Origin of the sequence: Sedimentitalea xiamensis (genome assembly GCF_030164465.1) — a bacterium.
Lineage (GTDB): Bacteria > Pseudomonadota > Alphaproteobacteria > Rhodobacterales > Rhodobacteraceae > Sedimentitalea > Sedimentitalea xiamensis.
In genome coordinates this window covers 108,569-133,447 of sequence record NZ_JASNJE010000005.1, presented here as the reverse complement: position 1 = coordinate 133,447, position 24,879 = coordinate 108,569, and the positions used below count along the sequence as shown (strand labels likewise).

The following is a 24,879-nucleotide window of genomic DNA, read 5'->3' as shown; positions in this document are numbered from 1 at the left end:
CCTTGTTCAGATTACGGATCCGGTCCGACGCGCACCATGCGCTTGCCCTTGTTGTCCCCGGCCAGCAGACCGATCAGCGCCTCGGGCGCGTTCTCCAAGCCCTCGACGATGTCCTCGAAAACCTTGATCCGGCCGCTTTCCACCCAGGTGCGCAGCGCCCGCAGGGCCATCGCATCCCGATCGGCGAAATCCATCACGATGAAGCCTTCCATCCGCAGACGTTTCACCACGACGAGACCGGGCAGGTTGCGGGGACCGGTGGGGGCGGCGGTGTCGTATTGGCTTATCGCTCCGCAGCAGACGATGCGTCCGCGTTCGTTCATCAGGAACAGGGCCGTTTCCAGGATGGTTCCGCCGACATTGTCGAAATACACATCGACCCCATCCGGGCAGGCGGCCTTCAGAGCCTTGAACATCTTCGGGTCGCGATAGTCGACACAGGCGTCGAATCCCAGAGTTTCAACCGCCCAGGCGCATTTCTCCGCCCCGCCGGCGATGCCGACGACGCGGCAGCCCAGAGCCTTGGCGATCTGCCCGACATATCCTCCGACCGATCCGGCGGCGGCGGAGACTAGGACGGTTTCCCCGGCGATGGGCCGGCCGACGCCGATCAGCCCGTGAAACGCGGTCTTCCCGGCGATGCCATAGACCGACAGAAGGTTCGAAACGGGCCGGACATCCGGCAGCTTTTGCGCCTTGTGCGCGGGGCAGGTCGCGTAGTCCGCCCAGATTGATTCCGCCGCGACCAGATCGCCTTTGTTAAGTTTTGGGCTATTGCTCTGCACGACCTCGCAAACGGCGTAGGTCGGCATCGGATCGCCCGCATTGACCGCCTCGCGATAGGTCGCGCCTTTCATCCAGCTTCGGTTGGCGGCGTCGATGGACATCAACACGGTCCGCAGCAGCACCTCTCCCGGTCCCGGCACCGGCATCGGGACCCCGCGCATCGCGAAATGATCGCTGGTCAGTTCGTCCTTCGGCAGCTCGGCCACCACGATCTGTCTGTTTTCCATGTCGTTGTCCCTGCCTATCGGCCCTTGAATTCCGGTTTGCGTTTCTTCACGAACGCCTGCGCGGCGTTCCTGTGGTCTTCGGTCAGCATGCTTCGGATCATGTGTTCGGCCTCGCCGTTCAGCGCGCTGCGGAAATCCGTGGACATGGCCCGGTTGAGATTGGCTTTCATGTAGCGCAGGGCGACCGGGGCCGCCGCCGCCAGTTCCCCCGCCAGCGCCAGCGTGTCCTGCATCAGGGTCTCGTCGGGGACGACCCGGTTGAACAGACCGAGATCCTGGCCTTCCATCGGCAGGATCCGGCGGCCGGTGAAATAGATGTCCTTGGCCCGCGCCGGCCCAACGAGCTGCGTCAGAAGCCAGCTGCCGCCGAAATCGCCGGACAGGCCGATTGCGCCGAAGGCCGGGACCAGAAGCGCGCTATGGGCCGCGACCCGCAGGTCACAGGCCAGCGCGATCGACATCCCGGCGCCCGCCGCCGGACCGGGCAGGGCGGCGATTGTCGGTTTCGGGAAGTCAAACAGGCGCAGCGAGATCCTGTCCTGTCCCTGTTTCAGGCTGCGGATCATCGTTTCGGGGTCCGGTTCCTGCCCCTGCGCCAGCGACGCGCCCATCGAACGCACGTCGCCCCCGGCGCAGAAGGCGCCGCCGGCCCCGGTCAGCACGAGCACACGCACCTCGGGGTCGGATTCCATCTCGCTCAGCATCCGCGCAAGCGCGTCGGCCATCCGATCGCTAAGCGCGTTGCGTCGCTCCGGGTTGTTAAGCGTCAGCACCCCGACCCGATCCGTGATCGAACAGCTCAGATGATCCGTCCCGGTGTCCACACTGCGCGTTGTCATCCGTTGCGGTTCCCCTTTACAAAGCGGTTTGGCAACAACCGGAAAGTGATAACGTCATGAGCAGGGAATACCACCAGACCGACTATGTCGCGCCGCCCGGCGCCGCCGATCTCCTCCTGATCCGTCATGGCCGCACCGAGGCCGCGCGTCCGGGCGTTTCCTTTGCGTTGAAGGACGGACATGGCGACCCGGCCCTGCATCCCGCAGGCGAGGCCCAGGCCCTCGCGGTGGCCAAGCGGCTTGAAGGCGAACCGTTGAGCGCGCTCTACGTGACCACGCTGCGGCGCACCCATCAGACCGCGGCGCCCCTGGCGGCGCGGCTCGGCCTGACGCCCGCCATCGAGCCCGACCTGCGCGAAGTCCATCTGGGCGACTGGGACGGGGGACTTTACCGCATCAAGGTCGCCGACAACGCACCCGAGATCCAGCGGGCCAGGGCGCGGCAGGAATGGGGCGAAATCCCCGGCGCGGAAACGACCGCGGTCTTTCATGCGCGGGTGCGTTCCGGCCTGTTGCGCATCGCTGCCGCGCATCCGGATCAACGCGTTGCCGTCGTGGTGCATGGCGGCGTGATCGGGGCGGCGGTGGCGCTGGCCAGCGGGTCCGAACCCTTCGCTTTTCTCGGCGCGGCCAACGGCAGCATCAGCCGCCTGGTGATCCATGGCGAGCGCATGATCGTGCGCGGGTTCAACGATTGTGCGCATCTGACCTGACCGTCATGGCATGGTCAGGACGACTTTGCCCATTACCTTGCGGTCCTGCATCAGCGTCAGCGCCTCGGCGGCCTGTTCCAGCGGAAATCGCGCGCTGATCCGGGGTTTTATCTTTCCGTCGGCATACATCTGGAACAGTTCCCCGACGTTCTCGGCATGCCCCCTGGGATCGCGGAAGGTCGAGGCCCCCCAGAACACGCCGACGACCTGACAGCCCTTGAGCAGGGTCAGGTTCAACGGGATTTTCGGAATCCCCGCCGGGAACCCGACGACAAGAAACCGGCCCTCCCAGGCCAGTGCGCGAATGGCCGGTTCGGCATAGTCGCCTCCGACCGCGTCATAGACCACGTTCACCCCATCCGGACCCGCCAGCGCCTTGATTTCATTTGACAGCGCCTTCTGCGCATCGCGGTCGAGATCCCTCGGATAGACGATGGTTTCATCCGCGCCGATGGATTTGCAGAATTCCGCCTTGTCCGCACTGGATACGGCAGCGATCACCTTGGCGCCCGCAGCCTTGCCCAATTCGATGGCCGCCGCGCCAACACCGCCCGCCGCGCCCAGGATCAGCAGGGACTCGCCGGGTTTCAGATGGGCGCGGTCTTTCAGGGCATGGTGCGACGTCCCGTAGGTGAAGATGAAACAGGCGGCATCCTCGTAGGGCATGGCGTCCGGAATCGGGATGACTTTCCTGGCGTCGATGGTGATGTGGGTTGCGAACCCGCCGAAGCCCGAGAGGGCCAGAACACGGTCGCCGACCGACAAGCCTTCGACACCTTCCCCGACCGCATCCACCTCGCCCGCGATTTCTCCGCCCGGGGCAAAGGGCCGGGGCGGTTTCATCTGGTAGAGATCCCGTATCATCAACGTGTCCGGAAAATTGACACCGGCGGCGCGAACGCGGATGCGCACCTCGCCCTTGCCGGGAACCGGGTCCGGCAGCTCTGTCAGTTCCAGCGTGTCGGGTCCTCCCGGAGCCGTACTCAGCATCGCTTTCATGGTTACTCTCCCTGTATTCCGTTTCACCTTGCAGGCGTTGGGCCCGAATGTCTTGTCGCAAATCGGTGTTGTCAATCGAAATTCGAAATGCAATTCTGCACAGCGGAACAGCCGTGCGATACGTCGGGGAGGATGCGCAATGGGGCAGGAGACGACGGACCTGGACAGGTTCCGCGAGCAGACTCGGGAGTGGTTGCAGGAAAACTGTCCCGAAGCCATGCGGGACGGAAAGGCCGACGACGCCAATATCTGCTGGGGCGGAAAGACCTGGGAATTCCAGTCCGAGGACCAGAAGACCTGGCTGCACCGGTGCGCGGCAAAGGGCTTTACCGTGCCAACCTGGCCCACCGCCTACGGCGGCGCCGGGCTGGACCGGGCGCGTGAAAAGATTCTGCGCGAGGAGATGGCGCGAATCGGCGCACGCCCGCCTCTGTTGAGCTTTGGAATCTGGATGCTCGGACCGGCGCTGTTGCAGTTCGGAACCGAAGACCAGAAGCAACACTACCTGCCGCCAATCGCGCGGGGTGAAATCCGCTGGTGTCAGGGCTATTCCGAACCTGGCGCGGGGTCGGATCTGGCCAGCCTGCAAACCAGATGCGAGGACCGTGGCGATCACTGGCTTGTCAACGGGCAGAAGATCTGGACCTCCTACGCGGACAAGGCCGACTGGATCTTCGCCCTCGTGCGCACGGATCGGGATGCACCCAAGCACAAGGGCATTTCCTTTGTCCTGATCGACATGCGGACAAAGGGGGTATCGACGCGCCCCATCAAGCTGATTTCAGGCGTGTCGCCGTTCTGTGAAACCTTCTTTGACGACGTGGTCGTTCCGAAACATCAGGTGGTGGGCGACGTGAACCGGGGCTGGGACGTGGCGAAATACCTGCTGACGCACGAACGGGAAATGATCAGCGCCAGCGGCCAGGGCGCCGGCGGCGGACGTTCGCTCGGAGCCATCCTGTCGGATGACAGCGGCGGGCTGACCGACGCCTGCCTCAGGGCGGCGGCGCTGCGGTGCGAGGTCGATGCGCTGGCCATCGGGCTGACGCTGGAACGCTACAAGGACATGGCGCGGACCACCGGGGTCGGCGATGCCTCGGCGATGCTGAAATACGTCGGCACCGAACTGAACAAGCAGAGGCACGAGCTGCTCATGGCCGCAGGCGGCAGCGACGCGCTGATCTGGGATGGCCCGCACGGATCGCGCCCGGCGGACTGGTTGCGCACGAAGGCGAATTCGATCGAAGGCGGCACGTCCGAAGTCATGTTGAGCATCGTGTCGCGCCGCGTTCTGGGTCTGCCCGCATGACCGGCCTGCTCAGAACCGAAGAGGAAACCATGCTGGCAGATGCCGCGCGCGGATTCCTGGACGACGTCGCGCCGGTGTCTCATCTGCGGGGTTTGCGTGACGCGGGGCAGACCCACGACCCCGCGCTCTGGGCGGACATGGCCGCGATGGGATGGGCGGGAATCCTCGTGCCGGAATCGGCCGGCGGATCGGACATGGGCCATGCCGCCGCGGGTGTGCTGGCCGGGGAGATGGGCAAGACCCTTGTGACAAGCCCGTTCCTGTCCAGCGCCGTGATCGCCGCGACGGCGCTCCGGCAGGTCGCGGGGCGAAACGATGCCCTTTCGGCCATCGCGGACGGCACCCGCACCTATGCGCTGGCCCTGGATGAAGGCAACAAGTTCACCCCCGGTTCCGTCGATTGCGCGGCACGCCGGGACGGCAACGGCTTTCGCCTGACCGGAACGAAGAAATTCGTGGTCGACGGCGGCTTTTCCGACCGTCTGCTCATTCTGGCCCGAACCGACGAGGGACCGACACTGTTCGACCTGCCTGCGGACCGCGCGGGCACGAAACGCCAGCCCAATGCGATGGTGGACAGCCGTGATGCCGCCACGATCGTCTTTGACGGCGTGGAGGCCACCGGCGATGACGTGCTCGGCGGGCTGGGGCAGGGGCTGGACATCCTGCGCCCGGCGCTTCAGGCCGGACAGGCGGCGCTGGCGGCCGAGATGACCGGGCTGGCCAGCGGCGCGTTTGGGATGACCGTCGACTATCTGAAGGAACGCAAGCAGTTCGGAGCGCCCATCGGCAGTTTCCAGGCCCTGCAGCACCGCGCCGCCCATCTTTGGTGCGAGATCGAGGTGACGGCGTCGGCCATCGCGCATGCCGGCCGCATGCTGGATGCGGATCCGGAGAACGCGACGCTCGCCGTCTCGCTGGCCAAGGCCCGCGCCACCCGGACCGCGACCGATGCGGTGATCGAAGGCGTACAGATGCACGGCGGGATCGGCATGACCGATGCCTTCGACATGGGGTTCTACATGAAACGCGCGCGGGTCGCTTCGGAATGGCTGGGCGACTATGGATATCACGCGGAAACCGTTGCGCGGCTGCGCGGATTTTAGAGGATCGACATGACACCGGAGAACTTGTTTTCGCTGCGCGGGAAGACCGCGCTTGTGACCGGAGGCGCTACGGGCATCGGCCGGATGGCCGCCGAAGCCCTGATGAAGGCAGGCGCCAGGGTCCTGATCGCGTCGCGAAAGGGCGACGCATGCGAAGCCGTCGCAGCCGAACTGAACGCCATGGACGCGCCCGGATCGGTGGAGGGTTTCGCCGGGGACGTCGGGACCGAATCCGGGGTGGATGCGCTTGTCGCCGAGGTGAAGAAGCGGACTGAAACGCTTGATATCCTTATGAACAATGCGGGCCGGACCTGGGGTGCACCGCTGGGCGGTTTCCCGTTCGACGCCTGGGAAAAAGTCATGGCTGTCAACGTGACGGGCCTGTTTCACCTCACCCAGGGCCTGCTGCCGATGCTGATCGCCTCCGGGTCCGTCGACGATCCCGCTCGGGTGGTCAACGTTGGTTCGGTCATGGGCGAAATGCCGATGGGCGACGGCGCCTACAGCTATGCGGCCTCCAAGGCGGCCGTGCTGCACCTGAGCAAGATCCTGGCCAAGGAACTCGCGGGCCAATACATCACGGTCAACGCCCTGGCCCCCGGCCCGTTCGTGTCGAAAATGACCGCCTTTGCCACGGCGGACGAAGACATGCGCGAAAAAGTCGGTGGCGATGTACCGCTGGGCCGGGTCGGGCGGGATGAAGACATCGCCGGTTGCGTCCTGTTCCTCTGCGGTCGCGGCGGCGCCTATGTCACCGGGGCAGTGATTCCCGTCAGCGGCGGGATCAACGTGATGAGCGGGCAGAACATCTTTGAAAAAGCGATGCAATAGATCGGAGGAACCGTTTCGATGACGATCAGGTTTGATGGGCGTGTGGCGATCGTGACCGGGGCCGGCACCGGGCTTGGGCGGTCCCATGCGCTGGGTCTGGCAGAACGCGGCGCAAAGGTCGTGATCAACGATCTCGGCGTGTCGCCGGACGGGCAGGGCGCGTCGTCGGACGCGGCGCTGTCGGTGGTCGAGGAAATTCGCGCCAAAGGTGGCGAAGCCATGGCGCACGGGGCCGATGTGGCGGACGCCGAATCCGTCATGGACATGGTCGCGAAGGCCAGCCGCGATTGGGGGCGGGTCGATATTCTGGTGAACAACGCCGGCATCCTGCGCGACAAGACCTTTGCAAAGATGACGCTGGATGATTTCCGCAAGGTCGTAGAGGTGCACCTGATGGGCACGGCGACCTGTTGCCACGCCTGCTGGCCGATCATGCGCGAACAGAAATATGGCCGCATCGTGCTGACCACCTCGGCGTCGGGACTTTATGGCAACTTCGGCCAGTCCAACTACGGGGCGGCGAAAGCGGCGATGGCCGGGCTGATGAACGTGCTGCACATCGAGGGCGCGCGCGACGACATCCGCGTCAATACCCTGGCCCCGACGGCGGCGACGCGCATGACCGAAGACCTGATCCCTGCGGACGCGCTGGCTCTTCTCGATCCCGGGACGATCACGCCGGGTCTGCTCTATCTCGTCAGCGAGGATGCGCCCAGCCGGGTCATCCTGGGGGCGGGCGCCGGAAGCTACGCCCGGACACGCATCTACGAAACGCCTGGAATTACGCTGGCGGAGGACGACAACACCCCGGAAACGGTCGCAGCCCGCTTTGCCGAGATTTCGGATGCCGATGGCCAGGAAGAATTGCAGAACGCCTTTGAACAGACCCGAAAATACGTCCGCAACGCGGCCGAGGCCCGTGGGCTGACGCTCGACTGGGGCAACTGAACAGCAAAAGGAGATCGCCATGCGCGACGCCGTCATCGTTTCCACCGCCCGTACCCCCATCGGCAAGGCCTATCGCGGGGCTTTCAACGCCACCACGCCACAGGCGTTGACCGCTCATGCGATCACTCATGCGGTGCAGCGCGCTGGCGTCGATCCGGCAGAGATCAGCGACTGCGTGATCGGCGCGGCGCTTCAGCAGGGGTTGTCCGGCGGCAATATCGCGCGCCAGGCGGCGATCCGGGCCGGATTGCCGGTGACGGTGGCGGGCATGTCGCTGGACCGGCAGTGCGCGTCAGGCATGATGGCCATCGCGACGGCGGCCAAGCAGGTTCTGACCGACGGCATGGAGGTCGTGATCGGCGGCGGCGTCGACAGCATTTCCATGGTGCAGACCCCGGACATGCGCGTCGGGGCGGACCCCTGGCTGAAACAGAACAAGCCCGACATCTACATGAGCATGCTGGAGACGGCGGAAACCGTCGCGGCGCGCTATGGCGTGAGCCGCGAAGATCAGGATGCCTATGCGCTGCAATCCCAGCAACGCACCGCCGCAGGTCAGGACGCGGGCCGGTTCGATGCGGAAATCGTCCCGATGAGCACGGTGATGAAGGTGCAGGACCGCGAGACGAAAGAGATCAGCGACCAGGAGGTGACGCTGTCCAGGGACGAAGGCAACCGTCCCGGCACCACCATCGAGAACCTTGAGGCGTTGTCGCCCGTATTCAAGAACGGCATGTCGATCGCCGAAGGCCGGTATATCACCGCGGGCAACGCCAGCCAGTTGTCGGACGGCGCCTCTGCCGCCATAGTCATGGAGGCGAAACTGGCCGAACAGCGCGGCCTTGAACCGCTGGGGCGTTACGTGGGCGCGATGGCAGCCGGCTGCGAACCGGACGAGATGGGGATCGGCCCGGTCTTCGCGGTGCCGAAACTGTTGGCCGCGCATGGGCTCAAGATGGACGATATCGGGCTTTGGGAGTTGAACGAGGCCTTCGCGGTGCAGGTTCTCTACTGCCGCGACAAGCTCGGCATCCCCGACGAACTTCTGAATGTCGATGGCGGCGCGATCTCGATCGGACATCCCTATGGCATGTCCGGCGCGCGGATGGTCGGCCATGCCCTGATCGAAGGCAAGCGGCGGGGCGCGAAATATGTCGTCTGCACCATGTGCGTCGGCGGTGGCATGGGGGCGGCCGGCCTCTTCGAGGTTCTCTGATGACGAAATGGGGTCGCGACGACAGTCGCCTGCCGAAAGCGCTGCGCGGGCTGCGGCTGCCGCTCGTGGCCGCGCCGCTATTCATCGTTTCGGCGCCGGACCTGGTGATCGCGCAATGCAAGGCCGGGATCGTCGGGGCGTTCCCGGCGCTGAACGCGCGGGAAGCCGATGGAGAGCATCCGTTGCTGGACACATGGCTCACGCGGATCAACGAAGAACTCGACCGCCACAACCAGGCCAATCCGGACCGGCCAGCGGCGCCCTTCGCGGTGAACCAGATCGTGCACCGGTCCAACGGTCGTCTGGACAGGGATCTCGAGATTTGTGTGCGGCACAAGGTGCCGGTGTGGATCACGTCGCTGGGCGCGCGGGTCGAGGTCAACGAGGCCGCGCATTCCTGCGGCGGAGTCGTGCTGCACGACATCATCAACAACACCTTTGCCCGCAAGGCCATCGACAAGGGGGCGGACGGGCTGATCGCCGTTGCCGCCGGGGCCGGGGGGCACGCCGGCCCGCAGTCGCCCTTTGCGCTCATCCGCGAGATCCGCGATTGGTTCGACGGTCCGCTGTTGCTGTCCGGCGCGATCGCCAGCGGCGAGGCCCTGCTGGCGGCCCGCGCGGTCGGGGCGGATTTCGGATACATGGGATCGCCTTTCATCGCGACGCGCGAGGCGAATGCCCAGAGCGGTTACAAGGACATGATCGTGTCCAGCGGGGCCGAGGACATCGTGACCTCGTCTCTCTTCACCGGGGTTTCCGGAAACTACCTGAAACCGTCGATCATGGCGGCCGGAATGGACCCGGAGAACCTGCCCTCGGCGGATGCGTCTTCGATGAATTTCAGCTCCGGCTCCTCCAAACCCAAGGCCTGGAAGGAAATCTGGGGCGCGGGGCAGGGCATTGGCGCGGTGCGCGAAGTGGCCGATGTCGCAAGCCTCGTGAACCGGATCGAAAAGGAATACCTGCACGCCGGAGCATCCCTGGCGGCGGAGTTCGCGCCCTGACATGGCTGAGCTTCTTGTCATACGCCACGCGCAGGCCAGTTTCGGCGAAGACGATTACGACCGTTTGTCGGACCTGGGGCACCGCCAGTCCGAACTGGCCGGGCAGGCGCTGCGCGACGCCGGCTGGATGCCCGACCGGCTGGTGACGGGCACGTTGAAGCGCCAGCAGGAGACACTGCGGTCCATGGGGTTTACCGATAGCCCGGACACCCATCCCGGCCTCAACGAATACGATTTCCACGATCTGCTGAACACACGGTTCGGCGGGCAGGTGCCCGATCCGGTGCGCCACGACCGCAAAACGCATTTCCGGACCCTGCGCGAAACCATCCTCGACTGGCAGGGCGGCGGTCTGGCCAGCGCGCGTGAAAGCTGGAAAGCCTTCGTGGACCGGGTGGACGCGGCGCGGCTTTTCGCGACGCAGACCGACGCGCGCCGGGTGCTGGTGATCAGTTCCGGAGGTCCGATCGGGCAACTCGTTTCCCGGAGTCTCGGTGCCCCGCCCGAGCAGATGATCGCGCTGAACCTCCAGGTCAAGAACACGTCCTGGACACGGTTCTTCTTTTCCCGAGAAGCGTTTTTTCTGCATGAATTCAATGCGACACCGCATTTTTCCACGCAGGAAACCGCGAAGCTGCTGACTTTTAGCTGAGGACAGGACATGACGAACACCGCCCAAACGCTCGATCTGGAGGCCGTAGGCACCTATCTCGCCGGCAACCTTCCCGGTTTCGAAGGTCCGCTGAGCGCGCGCAAGTTCGAGGGCGGGCAGTCCAACCCCACCTTCCTGCTGATGACACCCAAGAAGAACTATGTGCTGCGGCGCAAGCCGCCGGGATCGCTCCTGAAATCCGCGCATGCGGTAGACCGGGAGTTCCGGGTTCAAAGGGCGCTCGCAGACACGGATGTGCCTGTCGCCAAAATGCACCTGCTCTGCGATGATGACAGCGTCATCGGCTCCATGTTCTACATCATGGATCACGTCGACGGGCGCAACTTCAGCGACCCGACGATGCCCGATCTCTCCAACCCGGAACGCTCCGCGGTGATCGGCGACATGAACCGGGTTCTCGCGGCTCTGCACATGGTCGATATCGACGCGGTCGGCCTGTCGGACTATGGCCCGCCGGGAAACTATTTCGAACGCCAGGTCGGGCGCTGGTCCAAGCAGTACCGCGCCTCTGAAACATCTCGGATCCCGGCGATGGACGAATTGATGCGGGCGCTTGTCGACGGGATGCCGGATGACGACGGGCAGCGCACCCTGGTGCACGGGGACTATCGCATCGACAACATGATCTTCCAGAAGGACGGAATCCGTTGCCTGGCGGTTCTGGACTGGGAACTGTCGACCATCGGGCACCCGTTTGCCGATCTCGCCTCCGTCATCATGCAATGGCAGATGCCGGCGGGCCGTGAAGGCCGGGGGCTGGCGGGTATCGACCGCGCCGCCCTGGGCTTGCCAAGCGATGAAGAATTCATCGCAAGCTATTGCGAACGCAGGGGTTTACCGGGGATAGACAACTTCGGATACTACCTGTCCTTCTGCTTCTTCAGAATGGCTGCGATCATCCAGGGGGTTCTGAAACGCGCCCTGGATGGAAACGCGAGCAACCCGGAACGCGCCATGAAGGTCGGGCAATATGTTCCGGTCTTTGCCGAAAACGGCCTCAAGGCGCTGAAAGGATGAGGAGAACCGAATGATGGTGCCGGTCACAAGGAGCGCGGCCTGATGTCCGACGATGTGTTCAGGGACGATCCCGACGAATCCAAGGACCGGAACTTCATCACGGCTCTGGCGCGGGGTCTGGATGTCCTGCGCTGTTTTCGTCCCGGCGAGGCGGAGCTGACCAATACGGATATCGCGGAACGCACCGGTCTGCCGAAACCGACCGTGTCGCGGCTGACTCATACGCTTTGCGTTCTGGATTATCTCGTGGCGGATCCGAACACCGGGATGTATCGCCTTGGCGCCGGGGTTCTGCAACTGGGCTATGGCGTCCTGTCGTCCCTGGAGATGAACGACCGGGCGCTGGCCGTGATGCGCGACCTGCGGGATGGTCCGAATTCCTACATCACCTGCGCGTTGGCGGAACGTCACAGGCTTGATGTCGTTTACATTGCGGTTCAACGTTCGCGAGAAAACGTGTCTCTGAGCATGCATGTCGGATCCAGGCTACCGCTGTTCTTTTCGGCCATCGGGCGGGCCATTCTGGTCGGCATGTCCGAAGAGGAACGGGCCGATGCGTTCGAAATGGGCCGAAGGGAAGACCCCGACGAGGAAGACAGGCGGCAAAGCAGTTACGCCCGCGCCGCCGCGGAATACGAAGAACACGGGTATTGCACCGGATACGGGGACTGGCGCGCGGATGTCAACGGAATTGCGGTTCCGGTAATTTCCCTGAACGGTGCGCGGGTCTACGGGCTGAACGTCGGTGGGCCGTCCTTTCACGTCAAGAAGAAGCAGCTGGAAGGTTACTACGCCAAGGAACTGCTGGCCGCCGCCAGGACGCTGAGTTCGCGTCCCTAGCGAGTCTGCCGGCCAACGGGAATCACTCGCTGTCAGGTGGAACATAATTCTGCACAGCGGAACAAATCTCTGTTTGAACGCGACGTCTTTGCTTCGGTCCGACCGTCAAAACAGGACGTATGACCCAAAGAAAAACCGCGCGGCCAGCATACCGAAAGCGCCTGAAAAAGGGTCAGTTTCGTTCCGCCTACGACGCATCAGATCGATTTGGAAAGCTTGTGATGAACACGAAATAACTTAAGATACCAATATCTTGCTTGATGACTTTAATGTAGATTCGTGAAGCTGGAATTCGACGTGGAGCGGTGTTTTCTTTCGGACCGTGATTATCGCTCAAATGCCGGGTTCCGGAGCCGTCGCGGCGCAGGAAAAGACGGAACGGTTTCCAACGCCTCTGCGCTTGACATTGACGGTCGATATGCAAGGCTTTGGCGCAAGCTCGACGATAAAAAATGCACGCAGGCATGTCGAGTTGCGTGTAAGGGAGGAAACCACATGCGGAAGACAAAACAGCTTGGCGTCACAACGGCTCTGGCGCTCATCATCGGCTCTACGACGGCCTTTGCAGAGAACATCAAGATCGCCTTCATCGACCCGCTTTCGGGTCCGTTCGCGGCGACCGGAACCAACGGCCTGCATCAGTTCGAGTTTGCCGCCGAAACCCTGGTGAACGCGAAGGGCGGCGTTCTGGACGGTCAGATGTTCGAGGTCATCGGCTTTGACAACAAGATCAGCCCGAAGGAATCGTTGATCCAGCTTCAGGTCGCCATCGACCAGGGCGTTCGCTACATCGTGCAGGGCAACAGTTCCGGCGTCGCCAATGCGCTGACCGAAGCCGTCGACAAGCACAACAAGCGCAACCCCGACAGCAGGGTTCTGTTCCTGAACTATGCCGCGGTCGATCCGGCGTTGACCAACGAGAAGTGCAATTTCTGGCATTTCCGCTTTGACGCCAACGCGGACATCAAGATGGATGCGCTGACCGATGTGATCGCGGCCAACGAGGGCATCAAGAACGTCTACGTGATCGGTCAGGATTATTCCTTCGGCAAGGCAGTCGCCGAGGCGGCGGAAGCCAACCTAGCCGCGAAACGTCCGGACATCCAGATCGTCGGCAACGAATTGCACCCGATCGGTAAGGTCAAGGACTTCACCCCCTATGCCCGCAAGATCGTGGGCGCCGAAACCGACGCCGTGATCACCGGCAACTGGGGGGCCGACATGCTGGGTCTCGGCAAGTCGATCATCGAGAACGGCTTCACCGGCCCGATCTACACCTACTATGCAGCCGGCAGCGGCATCACGGCCGCGTTCGGCGAAGGTGGCAAAGGGTCGATCCGTCTGATCAGCGAAGGCCAGATCAACCCGCCGCCGACCGAAGAAGCCGCTGCCTATTACACCGCTTACAAGGCCAAGTATCCGGATGGCAACGTGGACCAGTCCCGCATTTCCAATACGATCGGCATGTTGGCGCAGGCCATCCAGGCCGCCGGGACATCGACGGACGTCGTCGCGGTCGCGTCCGCACTGGAAGGCATGGAATATGACAGCATGTGGGGCACAAAGGTCTACATGCGGCCGCAGGACCATCAGGCGATCCAGAACATGCATATCGCGGTGCACACGAACGAAGGCGTGACATTCGACTATGACAATTCCGGCTTTGGCGTCGTGGCGGAATCCACGATCGAAATGGCCGGGATGGACAGCCCGACCACCTGTAAAATGGAACGGCCGTAACCCGGTCACTCCGCTCCGGCCCGTCGCGGGCCGGAGCGGGCGTTTTCGCATAATCACATGACTGACCGGAGGGCCAGATGGAGCTCGTACTCGTCAATCTGATCGACGGGCTGGTGACGGGACTGCTGCTTTTCATGCTGTCCGCTGGCCTCACCCTGATCTTTTCCATGATGGGCGTGCTCAACTTCGCCCATGCCAGCTTTTACATGCTAGGCGCCTATTTCGCCTATCAGATCAGCCTATACATGGGGTTTTGGGTGGGGCTTCTGGTCGCGCCGATCATCGTCGGGATCGCCGGCGCCGGGGTTGAACGCTACGGGTTGCGACGGGTCCACCAATACGGCCATGTTCCGGAACTGATCTTCACCTTCGGCCTTGCCCTGCTGATCGAGGAACTGGTGCAGTTCATCTGGGGCAAGAACCAGATGCCCTTCGACATTCCCGAAGTCCTGAATTTCACCGCTTTCGCCATCGCCGGCAACTCGATCCCCGCCTACAAGATCTTCATGATCTTCATCTCGGTGGCGATCTTCATCGGGCTGCTGTTCGTCCTGACCAAGACCCGCGTCGGGATGATCATCCAGGCCGCGTTGAGCTATCCGCGAACCGTCGAGGCGCTTGGCCACAACGTGCCGCTGATCTTCATGGGCGTCTTCGGCGTCGGCACGGCCCTGGCCGGGGTCGCCGGGGCGATCGCCGGGCCGGTGCTTGGCACGTTCCCCGGCATGGCCTTCGTGCTCGGGTCCATCGTTTTCGTGACCATCGTGATCGGGGGGCTGGGGTCGCTCTGGGGCGCGCTGGTCGCCTCGTTGCTGATCGGCTGGATCACGACATTCGCCAAATCCTACAACATCCGCATGGAAGACATCCTGAACGGCATCGGCATCTCGACGCCGGAGTACCTCGATGACAACATTTTCCGGGATCTTTGGACGATCACCAGCCCGCAGATTGCCGATATCCTGCCGTATATCCTGATGGTGCTGATCCTGATCTTCCGTCCCTACGGCCTGCTTGGGAAACGAGACGCATGAACGAGCAAGACCAGATAACGACCGATCCGACCAAGCCCGCCCAGCGGATGCGCGCCGGATCCATGACCATCAGCGCCACTCCGTGGATCGTGGCGGCTTTGGTTCTCATCGTCTTGCCGATGATCTTCACCAACAATTCCGCCATCACCATCATGAACCAGATGGCGATCACGATCGTCTTTGCGCTGGCCTACAACATGCTGCTGGGGCAGGGGGGGATGCTGTCCTTCGGCCATGCGGTCTATTCTGGTATCGGCGGCTTTGCCTGCATGCACATCATGAACGCGACCGAGTTCTTCGCCGTGCTGCCATTGCCATTGCTGCCGATCTTTGGCGGTCTCTTCGGAATGGGCCTGGCGATGATCGTCGGCAGCTTTTCCACCCGCAGCGCGGGCACTGTTTTCGCCATGATCAGCCTCGGTGTGGGCGAACTGATCGCCGCCTCTTCAATCATCATCGTGGCGTTCTTTGGCGGCGAGGAAGGGATTTCGGGCGACCGGACCTACAGCCTGCCGTTCTTCGGCATCGAGTTCCTGAAACAGATCGAAGTCTATTACCTGATTTCCGCCTGGCTGATGATCTCGACCCTCCTGATGTATCTGTTTTCACGCACGCCCATCGGGCGCATGGCCAATGCGGTGCGGGACAACCCGGAACGCGCCGAATTCCTCGGCTATTCCGCGAGATGGGTCCGGTTTTACAGTTTCATCTTTTCCGGCTTTTTTGCCGGGATCGCCGGGGCGCTCTTTGCGATCAACTACGAGATCCTGACCGAAGAGAACCTCAATACGACGTCTTCCGGCGTGATCCTTCTGGTGACCTTTCTCGGCGGTGTCGGGTTCTTCTTCGGGCCGATCCTGGGTGCCATCGTCTTCACGCTGGTGCAGACCGTGCTGAGCCTGCAAACCGATCTCTGGGCCTTCTATGCCGGGGTGCTCTTCGTTTCGACGGTCATGTTCTTTCCGGGCGGTCTTGCCGGACTGATCATGATGCATGTTCCGGCTTTCAAGTTCGGCAAGGCGCGGCATCTGGTCCTGCCCTACATCAGGACGCTGTTACCGGGCCTGATCACGATCCTCGGCCTGTCGGCGCTGGTCGAAATGATCTTTCATTTCCGGCATGCCGCCACCGGCGAAGATGAAATGACGCTGTTCTGGACGACCTTTGACAGTCACGCCGTCTTTCCCTGGATCATCGCGATCGTCGTCACCGCAGCCGCATTCTGGATAACGCGCCGGAACGTGCCCGGACTCGTGGAAGCCTGGCACAAGGCCAACAATTTCTCCGGAGGCCGCACATGAACTCTTCTGCGAATTCGACACCCGCGCTGGCCATCGAGAACCTGCACAAGAGTTTCGGCAAGGCAAAGATCATCCGCGGCGTCAACCTGAAGATCGGAAAGGGCGAACGCCATGCGGTCATCGGCCCGAACGGCGCGGGCAAGTCGACGCTGTTCAACCTGATCACGGGGCGTTTCCCGCCGACCTCGGGAAAGGTGCGTTTGCATGGCCGCGATCTGGCCGGATTGGCGCCGTTCCAGATCAACCGGATGGGACTGAGCCGGTCGTTCCAGATCACCAACATCTTCCCGAAGATGAGCGTCTTCGAAAACGTCCGCTGCTCGCTCTTGTGGTCCAAGGGCTACAGGTATTCCTTTTGGAACATGGTGAGCCGGTCACAGGATCTGACGGATGCCGCCGACAGCATCCTGGAGCAGATCAACCTCACCGCGCGGCGCGATCTGCCGGCCGGCGTTTTGTCCTATGCGGAACAGCGGGCGCTGGAAATCGGGATCACGATCGCCGGCGGCGCCAACGTCATCATGCTGGATGAACCCACCGCCGGGATGAGCCATTCGGAAACCGATTACATCGTCGAACTGATCCGCACCGTGACCGAAGACAAGACGCTGGTGATGGTGGAACATGACATGGGCGTGGTGTTCGGCCTCGCCGATTACATTTCCGTTCTGGTTTATGGCGAGATCATTGCCACCGGCCGCCCCGAAGAGGTGCGCGCCAACCCCAAGGTGCAAGAAGCCTATCTTGGCGCCGCATTGGAGGCAGAACACTAACATGCTGCACGTACAGGATCTGCACGCCTATTACGGCAAGTCCCATATTCTTCAGGGCGTCAACATCGCCATCGAAGAGGGCGAGATCGTCGCGCTTCTGGGACGCAACGGGGTCGGGCGGTCGACCACCTGCAAGGCCATCATGGGCGAGGTCGAACCGCATGGAACGGTGCGTTTCAAAGGGCAGGACATCGCCGGCAAGAAAGCCTTCGAGATCGCCAACCTCGGCATCGGATACGTGCCTGAGAACCGGGACATCTTTCCGGGACTGACCACGCGGCAGAACCTGATCCTGGGACTCAAGCCCGGCCAGAAGGACGGGTCCGGGCGCTGGTCGATGCAGGACATGTTCAATCTGTTCGAGAATCTGCTCAATCGCGCGGACGTCGAAGCGTCGGTTCTGTCCGGCGGCGAACAGCAGATGCTGACCATGTGCCGGACCCTGATGGGCGACCCGGATTTCATCATGATCGACGAACCCACCGAAGGGCTGTCGCCGCAGATGACGCAAAAGGTCGGCGAACTCCTGAAGGAGATCGCCAGCCGTGGCGTGTCCACATTGCTGGTGGAGCAAAAGCTCGCCATCGCAATGGACATTGCCGACCGGGTCTACGTGATGGGGCATGGACAGATGGTCTTCGAAGGCACGCCGGAAGAACTTCGGTCCCGCGACGATGTGCGCAAGGAATGGCTCGAGGTCTGATCGGTCTTTGTCCCAGGGAACACCCGTTCAGACGGGCTAGGGTTGTGCCGCAGCCGATTGCCGTGCAGCGTGTCGAAGATTTGTAGATGGCGAAATGAAACGAAAGAGAATGCCATGACGGCAGAATACCTGACCCGCATCGACCATGAAGACGGCGTTGTTGAAATCCGGCTCGGCCGCCCCCCCGTCAATGCTCTGAGCGCCGCGTTCCTGTCGGATTTCGGCCGGATCATCGACAGTCTTGGAGCCGACGACGAGGTGCGGGCGATCATGCTTTCCAGCGAATTCAAGGTCTTTTCCGCCGGTCTCGATCTCAAGGAAGCGCAGAAATTCGATCTGAAGGACCAGCACGGTATCGTCAAAGGGCTCAACGAAGGGTTCCTGAGCCTGTTTGCCTGTCCCAAACCGACCGTCGTCGCGGTCAACGGGGCCGCGATCGCGGGCGGCCTGTTCTTCGTGCTTGCAAGCGATTTCCGCCTTGCGGCCCCGAATGTGCGCTTTGGTCTGGCCGAGATCCGCGTCGGCGCCGATTTCCCGGTGGGACCGCTGGAGATCGCGCGGTCCATGCTTGGACCCAATGCGTTGCGCCTGTTGATGCTGACAGGTCTTCCCGTGGACAGTGCAAAAGCCGAAACGCTGGGCCTGATCGACGAAATCGTTCCGAAGGACGCGTTGTGGTCGCGCACCATGGCGGCCGCCAAGGATCTGGCGCAATTGCCGCCCCGGACCTATGCCAGCGTCAAGGCCCAGATCCGCGGCGAAACGATCCGGCGGATACAAACGGCGATCGACAACGGGGCCAACGCGCCGGAGGGCGGCTGGTTCAACGACGAAACCGTTCCGGCCATGAAACGGATGATCGGATGACAGAAGGCACCGCGGCGTCCGTCGTGCTCTGCCGCCGCGCGGGGCCGATCCTGGAAGTCACCCTAAACCGTCCCGACAAGATGAATGCGCTGTCGCGGCAGATGGTCCGCGCGTTGACGGATGTTCTGGCGCAAAGTTCCAGAGATGACGACATCAGGGCCATCATCCTGACCGGGCGCGGCCGCGCGTTCTGCGGCGGGCTGGATCTTGGTGAAATTGCCGGTCCGGATGGGATATCCGGTTTTCAATGGCATGGTCCGGACAGCCTGTTTGCCGTCGCGAAAGCCTGTCCGCACCCGATCATTTCCGCCGTCAACGGCTTTGCAATCACTGGCGGATTGGAACTGGCGCTGCTCGGGGATTTCCTGATCGCCGCCGAGACCGCGCAATTCGGGGACACCCACAGCCGTGTCGGCATCACGCCGTCCTGGGGCATGACCCAAGTTCTCCCGCGCCTGATCGGAGTGAACCGCGCGCGCCAGATGAGCCTGACCGGCGCCTTCATAGATGCCGGCACCGCGTTGGCCTGGGGGCTGGTGAACGAAGTGCTGCCCGATCATGCCCTGATGGACAGGGCGCGCGAACTGGCGGGACAGATTGCGGAAACCGACGTGACGACAATGCGCGAGATCCGCCAGCTTCTCGCGCTGAGCGCCGAGCACGGGTTAACGGAAGGCATGGCCCAGGAAACGGACGTGTTCGACAGGCATATCGCACGGGTTTCCGCCGGCGACGTGGCGCGGAACCGCGCGCGCGTCATCGCACGGGGCCGGAAAATCGCAGGAAAGGACAAAATCGCATGAAAATGGCCCGCCCGCAGGATCACGGATTTGACCCGGACCGGCTTGACCGGATCGGAGCCTGGATGAACCGGTATGTCGAGGATCGCAAATATCCCGGATCGTCGGTCGTCATCGCGCGCGGCGGCGAAGAAGTCTATTTCAACGCCACCGGTCTGCGGAATGTCGAAACCGGCCTTGCGTTCGAACGCGATACCGTCGCCCGGATCTATTCGATGACCAAACCGGTGACTTCGGTTGCGGTGATGATGCTGGCCGAACTGGGACTGTTCCATCTGGACGCGCCGGTGTCGGACTTCCTGCCTGCCTTCAAGTCCATGACCGCCCTGGTCCCCGGAGCAGAGCGCATGGATCAGGTCGAACCCTGCGCTACCCCGACGCTTCATCACCTGCTGACGCACACCAGCGGGCTGAGCTACCCGTTCAATCCCGGCCTGCTGTCCCGCGCAATGGACGAACGGAAGATCATCTTCGGCCCGAAGCAAGGCCTTCTCGCCGGTATGGCGGATCAGGTCGCGGAGTTGCCGCTGGCCTTCGTTCCCGGCTCCCGCTGGGAATATTCCGTGGCCATAGACATCCTTGGCCGGGTGGTCGAAGTGGTCTCAGGGCAGACGCTCGATCAGTTCTTCAAGGAGCACATATTCGATCCCCTGGGCATGACCGAAACCGCGTTCTCCGTGCCCGAAGGCACCGGAGACAGGTTCGCATCGCTCTACACGCCGCTGGCAGGCAACGCGATGGCGTTGAACGCATCAAGAGACGGTGGCGGCGAGACGCTGAGATTGACTGACAGCGCGGGCGCGTCCCCGTTCGAGAACGCGACGCTTTTTTCCGGCGGTGGCGGGTTGGTCGGCACGATCGACGATTACCTGTCCTTCGCCGAAATGCTGCGCCGTGGCGGCAGTTCTCCGAATGGTCGCGTCCTGAGCCGGAAGATGGTGGATTTCATGCGCATGAACCATCTGCCGGGAGATATCGCCTCCATGGGGCCGCAAAGCTTTGCCGAACAACCGATGAACGGCGTCGGTTTCGGGCTCGGCGGGTCGGTGGTTCTTGATCCTGCGCGCGCGGGAACGCTCGGCAATGTCGGGGATTTCAGTTGGGGCGGCATGGCATCGACCTTCTTCTGGATCGACCCCGTTCTGGATATGTCCGTCGTCTTTTTCACCCAACTGTCGCCGTCCAGTTCCTACCCGAGCCGCGCCGAACTCAAGACCCTGGTTCACGGAGCAATCGCCGAATGACCGACGGCAGACCCATCCTCTGGAACCCGACCCGTGAGCGGGCCGACGCCACAAGGCTGGCGGCTTTCCGGCGCTGGCTGAAATCCGAACGCGGTCTCGAATTCGAAGATTACAATGCCCTCTGGCGATGGAGCATTTCGGACCTGGAAGGATTCTGGTCCGCGATCTGGGACTTCTTCGATCTGAAGGCCAGTGCGCCCCGTGAATGCGTCCTGAAGAACAGGACCATGCCGGGCGCCACCTGGTTTCCTGGCGCCCGTCTGAATTTCGCCCAGCAGATGTTGCGCCAGGCCGAGGCGACCCCGGACCGCACGGCCATCATCGTCCAGTCGGAAACATTCGGATCGACGGAGCTGACATGGGCCGAGTTGTCGGACCGGGTGGCCAATGCGGCGGCACAGCTCAGACGTCTCGGCGTCGGTCAGGGCGACCGTGTGGTGGCTGTTCTGCCGAATACCGATACGGCGCTGATCGCCTGTCTCGCCACGCTGAGCATCGGGGCGATCTGGTCGCTCTGCGCGCCAGACATGGGGCATGTGGCGATTCTGGACCGGTTCCGTCAGATCGAACCCAAGGTGCTGATCGCGCAGGATGGCTATGTGCATGCGGGCAAGATGATCGACCGCCGCGCCGTATTGGACACGATCGTGGCCGGGCTGCCGTCTCTTGACCATTATGTGGCGGTGCCTGTTGCCGGAGATCCGCCCGCGGGCAGCATCCGCTGGTCGGAGCTGATCAAGGGCGACGCGGCCCTGGATTTCGCCCAGGTTCCCTTCGATCATCCGCTCTGGATCGTCTATTCGTCGGGCACCACCGGCAATCCGAAGCCGATCGTGCACGGGCATGGCGGCGTCCTCGTCGAAGGCGCTAAACAGTCGCTGCATCAGGATCTGTCCAGCGACGACAGGTTCTGCTGGATCACGTCTTCCGGCTGGATCATGTGGAACGCGCAACTGGCCGCGCTGGGGCAGGGGGCGACGGTCGCGATGTTTGACGGAGCCGCGAACCATCCGGACATGATGGAGATCTGGCGCTTCGTTGCGAAACACCGGATCACCTTCTTCGGCGCCGGAGCGGCTTTTTTCTCGGCCTGCCTGAAGGCCGGGATCCGCCCGCGCGACGCGGTCGATCTGACGGCCTTGCGGTCTATCGGGGCGACGGGATCGCCGCTCACGTCGGATGGGTATGACTGGGTCTACGATGCCGTCAAATCCGATGTCTGGCTGGCGCCGTTCTCGGGAGGAACCGATTTCTGCGGCGCTTTTGTCGGGGGAAACCCGATGCTGCCGGTCCGGGCCGGCGAAATGCAGTGCCGGTTCCTGGGGAACGCGGTGCGCGCCTTTGACGACCTTGGAAATGAACTGGTCGGCAAGGTCGGCGAACTGGTGTGCACGGAACCTCTGCCATCGATGCCGCTGTTCTTCTGGGGCGACACCGACGGCAGCCGGCTTCACGACAGCTATTTCGACACCTACCCCGGCATCTGGCGGCACGGCGACTGGATCGAAATCACGCCCGAAGGCGGAGCGGTAATTTACGGGCGCTCCGACGCCACGATCAACCGCAAGGGGCTGCGCATGGGCAGCGCGGAAATCTACCAAGCGGTGGAAAGCCTGCCGGAAATCCAGGATTCTCTGGTCGTGGATCTGGAATTCCTTGGGCGGGAAAGCTTCATGCCCCTGTTCGTGGTTCTGGCCGAGGGTCATTCGCTGGACGACGCCCTGCGCCATAGGATCGCCGAGGCGATCCGTCAAAGCGTCTCCGCGCGTTTCGTGCCCAACGAGATCATCGCGATTGCACAGGTGCCACGCACATTGTCCGGAAAAAAACTGGAGGTCCCGGTCAAGAAACTGCTTCTGGGCGGAGATCCCGCACGGATCGTCAACCGGGATTCGATGGCGAATCCGGAAAGCCTTGACGACTTGATCCGCTACGCGGATACCCGCTCCGAACAATCGGAAAGTTTGCCAGATGAATGACGTCGCAAAGGAATTGCTCGACTTGCTGGACATCGAGCAGCTCGAAGTGGATCTGTTTCGCGGGACCGGTTCGGGCGGCGAAACGACCACCCGGATTTTCGGAGGACATGTCATCGCGCAGGCACTTGCGGCGGCCTACAAGACGGTTCCCGACCGGCTTTGCCATTCGCTTCACGCCTATTTCATCCGGCCCGGCGATCCGAATATCCCCGTCATCTACAGCGTGGATCGTGCCCGCGACGGCGGCAGTTTCACGACCCGCCGCGTGGTCGCCATTCAGCACGGCAAACAGATTCTCAACCTGTCGGCCTCGTTCCATGTGAAAGAAGAGGGATGGGACTATCAGCATCCGATGCCGAAGGTCGACGGCCCGGCGGGGCTGATGAGCCGTGCGGAACAGAGGGATTTGTACGCGGACAAGATACCCGAATCCCACCGGTCGGATTTCCTGCGCCCGCGCCCGATCGAAATCCGCGAGGTCGATCCGAGGGATCTTCTAGACCCGAAGCCGGCCGACGACGTCAATCATCTCTGGTTCCGCATGCCCGATGCCACCGGCGCCAGCCCGCAGTTGCAGCATATCCTGTTGGCCTATGCATCCGATATGAACCTGCTCGGTTCTTCCCTGCGCCCGCATGGGCTGACATGGTTCAAGAGGGAAGTGATGAGCGCGAGCCTGGATCATGCCATGTGGTTTCATGCTCCGATCCGGTTCGAGAACTGGCACCTTTACACGATGGATGCGCCGTTTACCGGCGGCGGGCGCGGTTTCAATCGCGGGGCCATCTACAGCGAGGACGGAACGCTGGTGGCCAGCGTCGCGCAGGAAGGTCTGGTGCGGCCCATTCGCAAGGATCCCGTATGAGCGGCGCCGGACGGTATCCGCGCTGGCGACCGGGCATAGAATTGCGCGAAGACTGGTTGGCATCGGTGAGCGAAGAGATCATCGACCCTGACCGCGAAATCGTCGATCCACACCACCATCTCTGGCGGCACGGCGACGCGGTCTACGAACTGGACGTGCTGGCGAAGGATACCGGTTCGGGGCACAACGTGGTGCAGACCATCTATATCGAATGCCGGTCCTACTACGATCAGGATGCGCCGGAACACCTGAAACCGGTGGGAGAAACGCGGCGGGTGGCGGAAATGGCCGCGACGGTTCCGTCCGGATCCGCCCAGATTGCGGGCATCGTCGCCTTCGCCGACCTGCGGCGCGCCGACCTCGGCGAAACGCTCGATGCGCACGAAGAGGCAGGGCAGGGGCGGCTGGTCGGGATCCGTCACGCGGGCGCGCGCGACAGCGATCCCGATGCGCTGATGATTCCGGGCCGCGGGGACGCCGGGCTTTACGCCGACCCGGCGTTTCGCCGTGGCGTGGCCATGCTGGGCGCACGGGGGCTGACCTACGACACCTGGCACTATCACCATCAGGCCGAGGATTTCCTGGCGCTGGCGCGGGCGGTGCCGGAAACGACACTGGTCCTGGATCACTTCGGAACGCCGTTGGGTGTCGGCCGTTTCAAGGGCAGACGGGACGAGATCTTTCGGACATGGCGGGACGACATGGCAAGCCTGTCCGGATGTTCCAATGTGGTTGCCAAGCTCGGCGGGTTGTCGATGCCGGACAACGGATGGAACTGGGACTCGCGGGATCGGCCACCGTCGTCGGACGAAATGGTTGAATGCCAGGGCGACTGGTATCACCACATGATCGAGTGTTTCGGTCCGGCGCGCTGCATGTTTGAAAGCAACTTTCCGGTGGACCGGGTGTCGATCAGCTACCCGGTTCTCTGGAACGCGTTCAAGAAGATGGCCGCCAGATACAGCCCCGAGGATCAGACCCGGATGTTTTCGGAAACGGCGCGGCAGACCTACCGCATCTGAGCGCCGCGCCCGTCCGGCCCCGGTATCCGGGCCGAAAGGGCGC

Annotated in this window: 24 protein-coding genes; 21 read left to right on the top strand and 3 right to left on the bottom strand. The window is 62.9% G+C overall.

Annotated elements, in window-relative coordinates; all coding sequences use genetic code 11:
• Window positions 1-11 precede the first annotated feature (11 nt).
• Entirely contained in the window at window positions 12-1,013 is a 1,002-nt protein-coding gene (locus tag QO034_RS06090; protein WP_284484616.1) for an NADP-dependent oxidoreductase, read from the bottom strand.
• Between the two features lie 14 nt (window positions 1,014-1,027).
• On the bottom strand, window positions 1,028-1,852 hold the full coding sequence (locus QO034_RS06085; protein ID WP_284484615.1) for an enoyl-CoA hydratase-related protein: 825 nt from the start codon (window positions 1,850-1,852) through the stop codon (window positions 1,028-1,030).
• Window positions 1,853-1,908: 56 nt separating this feature from the next.
• Between QO034_RS06085 and QO034_RS06080 the strand changes: the two genes are divergently transcribed.
• The gene (locus QO034_RS06080) at window positions 1,909-2,565 is read left to right on the top strand and encodes a histidine phosphatase family protein (protein WP_284484614.1); all 657 of its coding nucleotides are present in this window, start codon (window positions 1,909-1,911) and stop codon (window positions 2,563-2,565) included.
• 3 nt (window positions 2,566-2,568) lie between these two features.
• Here QO034_RS06080 and QO034_RS06075 read toward each other — a convergent pair whose 3' ends face one another.
• The gene (locus tag QO034_RS06075; RefSeq protein ID WP_284484613.1) at window positions 2,569-3,564 is read right to left on the bottom strand and encodes an NADPH:quinone oxidoreductase family protein; all 996 of its coding nucleotides are present in this window, start codon (window positions 3,562-3,564) and stop codon (window positions 2,569-2,571) included.
• A 139-nt stretch (window positions 3,565-3,703) separates the two neighbouring features.
• Between QO034_RS06075 and QO034_RS06070 the strand changes: the two genes are divergently transcribed.
• The 20 genes from QO034_RS06070 (at window position 3,704) to QO034_RS05975 (ending at window position 24,836) form a co-directional block, all read left to right on the top strand.
• Window positions 3,704-4,873, top strand: a complete 1,170-nt coding sequence (locus tag QO034_RS06070) for an acyl-CoA dehydrogenase family protein (RefSeq protein ID WP_284484612.1) — start codon at window positions 3,704-3,706, stop codon at window positions 4,871-4,873.
• Complete coding sequence (locus QO034_RS06065) at window positions 4,870-5,979, top strand: acyl-CoA dehydrogenase family protein (RefSeq protein ID WP_284484611.1); 1,110 nt, start codon at window positions 4,870-4,872, stop codon at window positions 5,977-5,979. Before QO034_RS06070 ends, QO034_RS06065 begins: the two co-directional genes overlap by 4 nt.
• Window positions 5,980-5,988: 9 nt before the next feature.
• Window positions 5,989-6,810 carry an SDR family NAD(P)-dependent oxidoreductase gene (locus tag QO034_RS06060; RefSeq protein WP_284484610.1) on the top strand — a complete coding sequence of 274 codons (822 nt, stop codon included), beginning with the start codon at window positions 5,989-5,991 and terminating at the stop codon, window positions 6,808-6,810.
• An 18-nt stretch (window positions 6,811-6,828) separates the two neighbouring features.
• On the top strand, window positions 6,829-7,758 hold the full coding sequence (locus QO034_RS06055) for an SDR family NAD(P)-dependent oxidoreductase (protein WP_284484609.1): 930 nt from the start codon (window positions 6,829-6,831) through the stop codon (window positions 7,756-7,758).
• A 19-nt stretch (window positions 7,759-7,777) separates the two neighbouring features.
• Window positions 7,778-8,974, top strand: a complete 1,197-nt coding sequence (locus QO034_RS06050) for an acetyl-CoA C-acyltransferase (protein WP_284484608.1) — start codon at window positions 7,778-7,780, stop codon at window positions 8,972-8,974.
• Complete coding sequence (locus QO034_RS06045) at window positions 8,974-9,978, top strand: NAD(P)H-dependent flavin oxidoreductase (RefSeq protein WP_284484607.1); 1,005 nt, start codon at window positions 8,974-8,976, stop codon at window positions 9,976-9,978. Before QO034_RS06050 ends, QO034_RS06045 begins: the two co-directional genes overlap by 1 nt.
• A gap of 1 nt (window position 9,979) precedes the next feature.
• On the top strand, window positions 9,980-10,630 hold the full coding sequence (locus QO034_RS06040) for a histidine phosphatase family protein (RefSeq protein ID WP_284484606.1): 651 nt from the start codon (window positions 9,980-9,982) through the stop codon (window positions 10,628-10,630).
• Between the two features lie 9 nt (window positions 10,631-10,639).
• On the top strand, window positions 10,640-11,668 hold the full coding sequence (locus QO034_RS06035; protein ID WP_284484605.1) for a phosphotransferase family protein: 1,029 nt from the start codon (window positions 10,640-10,642) through the stop codon (window positions 11,666-11,668).
• A gap of 42 nt (window positions 11,669-11,710) precedes the next feature.
• Window positions 11,711-12,508, top strand: a complete 798-nt coding sequence (locus QO034_RS06030) for an IclR family transcriptional regulator (RefSeq protein ID WP_284484604.1) — start codon at window positions 11,711-11,713, stop codon at window positions 12,506-12,508.
• Between the two features lie 495 nt (window positions 12,509-13,003).
• Complete coding sequence (locus tag QO034_RS06025; protein ID WP_284484603.1) at window positions 13,004-14,248, top strand: branched-chain amino acid ABC transporter substrate-binding protein; 1,245 nt, start codon at window positions 13,004-13,006, stop codon at window positions 14,246-14,248.
• 77 nt (window positions 14,249-14,325) lie between these two features.
• A complete protein-coding gene (locus QO034_RS06020) occupies window positions 14,326-15,282 on the top strand; it encodes a branched-chain amino acid ABC transporter permease (protein ID WP_284484602.1) in 957 nt (318 codons plus the stop codon).
• A complete protein-coding gene (locus QO034_RS06015) occupies window positions 15,279-16,583 on the top strand; it encodes a branched-chain amino acid ABC transporter permease (protein WP_284484601.1) in 1,305 nt (434 codons plus the stop codon). The genes QO034_RS06020 and QO034_RS06015 overlap by 4 nt, the downstream gene beginning before the upstream one ends.
• Window positions 16,580-17,356, top strand: a complete 777-nt coding sequence (locus QO034_RS06010; protein WP_284484600.1) for an ABC transporter ATP-binding protein — start codon at window positions 16,580-16,582, stop codon at window positions 17,354-17,356. Before QO034_RS06015 ends, QO034_RS06010 begins: the two co-directional genes overlap by 4 nt.
• A 1-nt stretch (window position 17,357) precedes the next feature.
• Window positions 17,358-18,059 (top strand): ABC transporter ATP-binding protein, encoded by a 702-nt coding sequence (locus QO034_RS06005; RefSeq protein WP_284484599.1) that lies wholly within the window; start codon window positions 17,358-17,360, stop codon window positions 18,057-18,059.
• 114 nt (window positions 18,060-18,173) lie between these two features.
• Window positions 18,174-18,926 carry an enoyl-CoA hydratase/isomerase family protein gene (locus tag QO034_RS06000; RefSeq protein ID WP_284484598.1) on the top strand — a complete coding sequence of 251 codons (753 nt, stop codon included), beginning with the start codon at window positions 18,174-18,176 and terminating at the stop codon, window positions 18,924-18,926.
• Complete coding sequence (locus tag QO034_RS05995) at window positions 18,923-19,729, top strand: enoyl-CoA hydratase (protein ID WP_284484597.1); 807 nt, start codon at window positions 18,923-18,925, stop codon at window positions 19,727-19,729. Before QO034_RS06000 ends, QO034_RS05995 begins: the two co-directional genes overlap by 4 nt.
• Before the next feature lie 2 nt (window positions 19,730-19,731).
• Window positions 19,732-20,970: a serine hydrolase domain-containing protein gene (locus QO034_RS05990; RefSeq protein WP_407696731.1), complete on the top strand. Its 1,239-nt coding sequence runs from the start codon at window positions 19,732-19,734 to the stop codon at window positions 20,968-20,970.
• Complete coding sequence (locus QO034_RS05985; protein WP_284484595.1) at window positions 20,967-22,949, top strand: acetoacetate--CoA ligase; 1,983 nt, start codon at window positions 20,967-20,969, stop codon at window positions 22,947-22,949. The genes QO034_RS05990 and QO034_RS05985 overlap by 4 nt, the downstream gene beginning before the upstream one ends.
• Window positions 22,942-23,814: an acyl-CoA thioesterase gene (locus QO034_RS05980; RefSeq protein WP_284484594.1), complete on the top strand. Its 873-nt coding sequence runs from the start codon at window positions 22,942-22,944 to the stop codon at window positions 23,812-23,814. Before QO034_RS05985 ends, QO034_RS05980 begins: the two co-directional genes overlap by 8 nt.
• Window positions 23,811-24,836: an amidohydrolase family protein gene (locus QO034_RS05975; RefSeq protein ID WP_284484593.1), complete on the top strand. Its 1,026-nt coding sequence runs from the start codon at window positions 23,811-23,813 to the stop codon at window positions 24,834-24,836. The genes QO034_RS05980 and QO034_RS05975 overlap by 4 nt, the downstream gene beginning before the upstream one ends.
• The last annotated feature ends 43 nt before the right edge of the window (window positions 24,837-24,879 follow it).

What these genes read in the sequence shown, in the direction of transcription:
- QO034_RS06070 (WP_284484612.1), top strand. Translation starts at nt 3,704, where the DNA reads ATGGGGCAGGAGACGACGGACCTGGACAGGTTCCGCGAGCAGACTCGG.
- QO034_RS05985 (WP_284484595.1), top strand. Translation starts at nt 20,967, where the DNA reads ATGACCGACGGCAGACCCATCCTCTGGAACCCGACCCGTGAGCGGGCC.
- QO034_RS06055 (WP_284484609.1), top strand. Translation starts at nt 6,829, where the DNA reads ATGACGATCAGGTTTGATGGGCGTGTGGCGATCGTGACCGGGGCCGGC.
- QO034_RS06025 (WP_284484603.1), top strand. Translation starts at nt 13,004, where the DNA reads ATGCGGAAGACAAAACAGCTTGGCGTCACAACGGCTCTGGCGCTCATC.
- QO034_RS06085 (WP_284484615.1), bottom strand. Translation starts at nt 1,852, where the DNA reads ATGACAACGCGCAGTGTGGACACCGGGACGGATCATCTGAGCTGTTCG.
- QO034_RS05990 (WP_407696731.1), top strand. Translation starts at nt 19,732, where the DNA reads ATGGCCCGCCCGCAGGATCACGGATTTGACCCGGACCGGCTTGACCGG.
- QO034_RS06065 (WP_284484611.1), top strand. Translation starts at nt 4,870, where the DNA reads ATGACCGGCCTGCTCAGAACCGAAGAGGAAACCATGCTGGCAGATGCC.
- QO034_RS06005 (WP_284484599.1), top strand. Translation starts at nt 17,358, where the DNA reads ATGCTGCACGTACAGGATCTGCACGCCTATTACGGCAAGTCCCATATT.
- QO034_RS06080 (WP_284484614.1), top strand. Translation starts at nt 1,909, where the DNA reads ATGAGCAGGGAATACCACCAGACCGACTATGTCGCGCCGCCCGGCGCC.
- QO034_RS05980 (WP_284484594.1), top strand. Translation starts at nt 22,942, where the DNA reads ATGAATGACGTCGCAAAGGAATTGCTCGACTTGCTGGACATCGAGCAG.
- QO034_RS06050 (WP_284484608.1), top strand. Translation starts at nt 7,778, where the DNA reads ATGCGCGACGCCGTCATCGTTTCCACCGCCCGTACCCCCATCGGCAAG.
- QO034_RS06040 (WP_284484606.1), top strand. Translation starts at nt 9,980, where the DNA reads ATGGCTGAGCTTCTTGTCATACGCCACGCGCAGGCCAGTTTCGGCGAA.
- QO034_RS06010 (WP_284484600.1), top strand. Translation starts at nt 16,580, where the DNA reads ATGAACTCTTCTGCGAATTCGACACCCGCGCTGGCCATCGAGAACCTG.
- QO034_RS06090 (WP_284484616.1), bottom strand. Translation starts at nt 1,013, where the DNA reads ATGGAAAACAGACAGATCGTGGTGGCCGAGCTGCCGAAGGACGAACTG.
- QO034_RS06020 (WP_284484602.1), top strand. Translation starts at nt 14,326, where the DNA reads ATGGAGCTCGTACTCGTCAATCTGATCGACGGGCTGGTGACGGGACTG.
- QO034_RS06035 (WP_284484605.1), top strand. Translation starts at nt 10,640, where the DNA reads ATGACGAACACCGCCCAAACGCTCGATCTGGAGGCCGTAGGCACCTAT.
- QO034_RS06030 (WP_284484604.1), top strand. Translation starts at nt 11,711, where the DNA reads ATGTCCGACGATGTGTTCAGGGACGATCCCGACGAATCCAAGGACCGG.
- QO034_RS06000 (WP_284484598.1), top strand. Translation starts at nt 18,174, where the DNA reads ATGACGGCAGAATACCTGACCCGCATCGACCATGAAGACGGCGTTGTT.
- QO034_RS06015 (WP_284484601.1), top strand. Translation starts at nt 15,279, where the DNA reads ATGAACGAGCAAGACCAGATAACGACCGATCCGACCAAGCCCGCCCAG.
- QO034_RS05995 (WP_284484597.1), top strand. Translation starts at nt 18,923, where the DNA reads ATGACAGAAGGCACCGCGGCGTCCGTCGTGCTCTGCCGCCGCGCGGGG.
- QO034_RS06075 (WP_284484613.1), bottom strand. Translation starts at nt 3,564, where the DNA reads ATGAAAGCGATGCTGAGTACGGCTCCGGGAGGACCCGACACGCTGGAA.
- QO034_RS05975 (WP_284484593.1), top strand. Translation starts at nt 23,811, where the DNA reads ATGAGCGGCGCCGGACGGTATCCGCGCTGGCGACCGGGCATAGAATTG.
- QO034_RS06060 (WP_284484610.1), top strand. Translation starts at nt 5,989, where the DNA reads ATGACACCGGAGAACTTGTTTTCGCTGCGCGGGAAGACCGCGCTTGTG.
- QO034_RS06045 (WP_284484607.1), top strand. Translation starts at nt 8,974, where the DNA reads ATGACGAAATGGGGTCGCGACGACAGTCGCCTGCCGAAAGCGCTGCGC.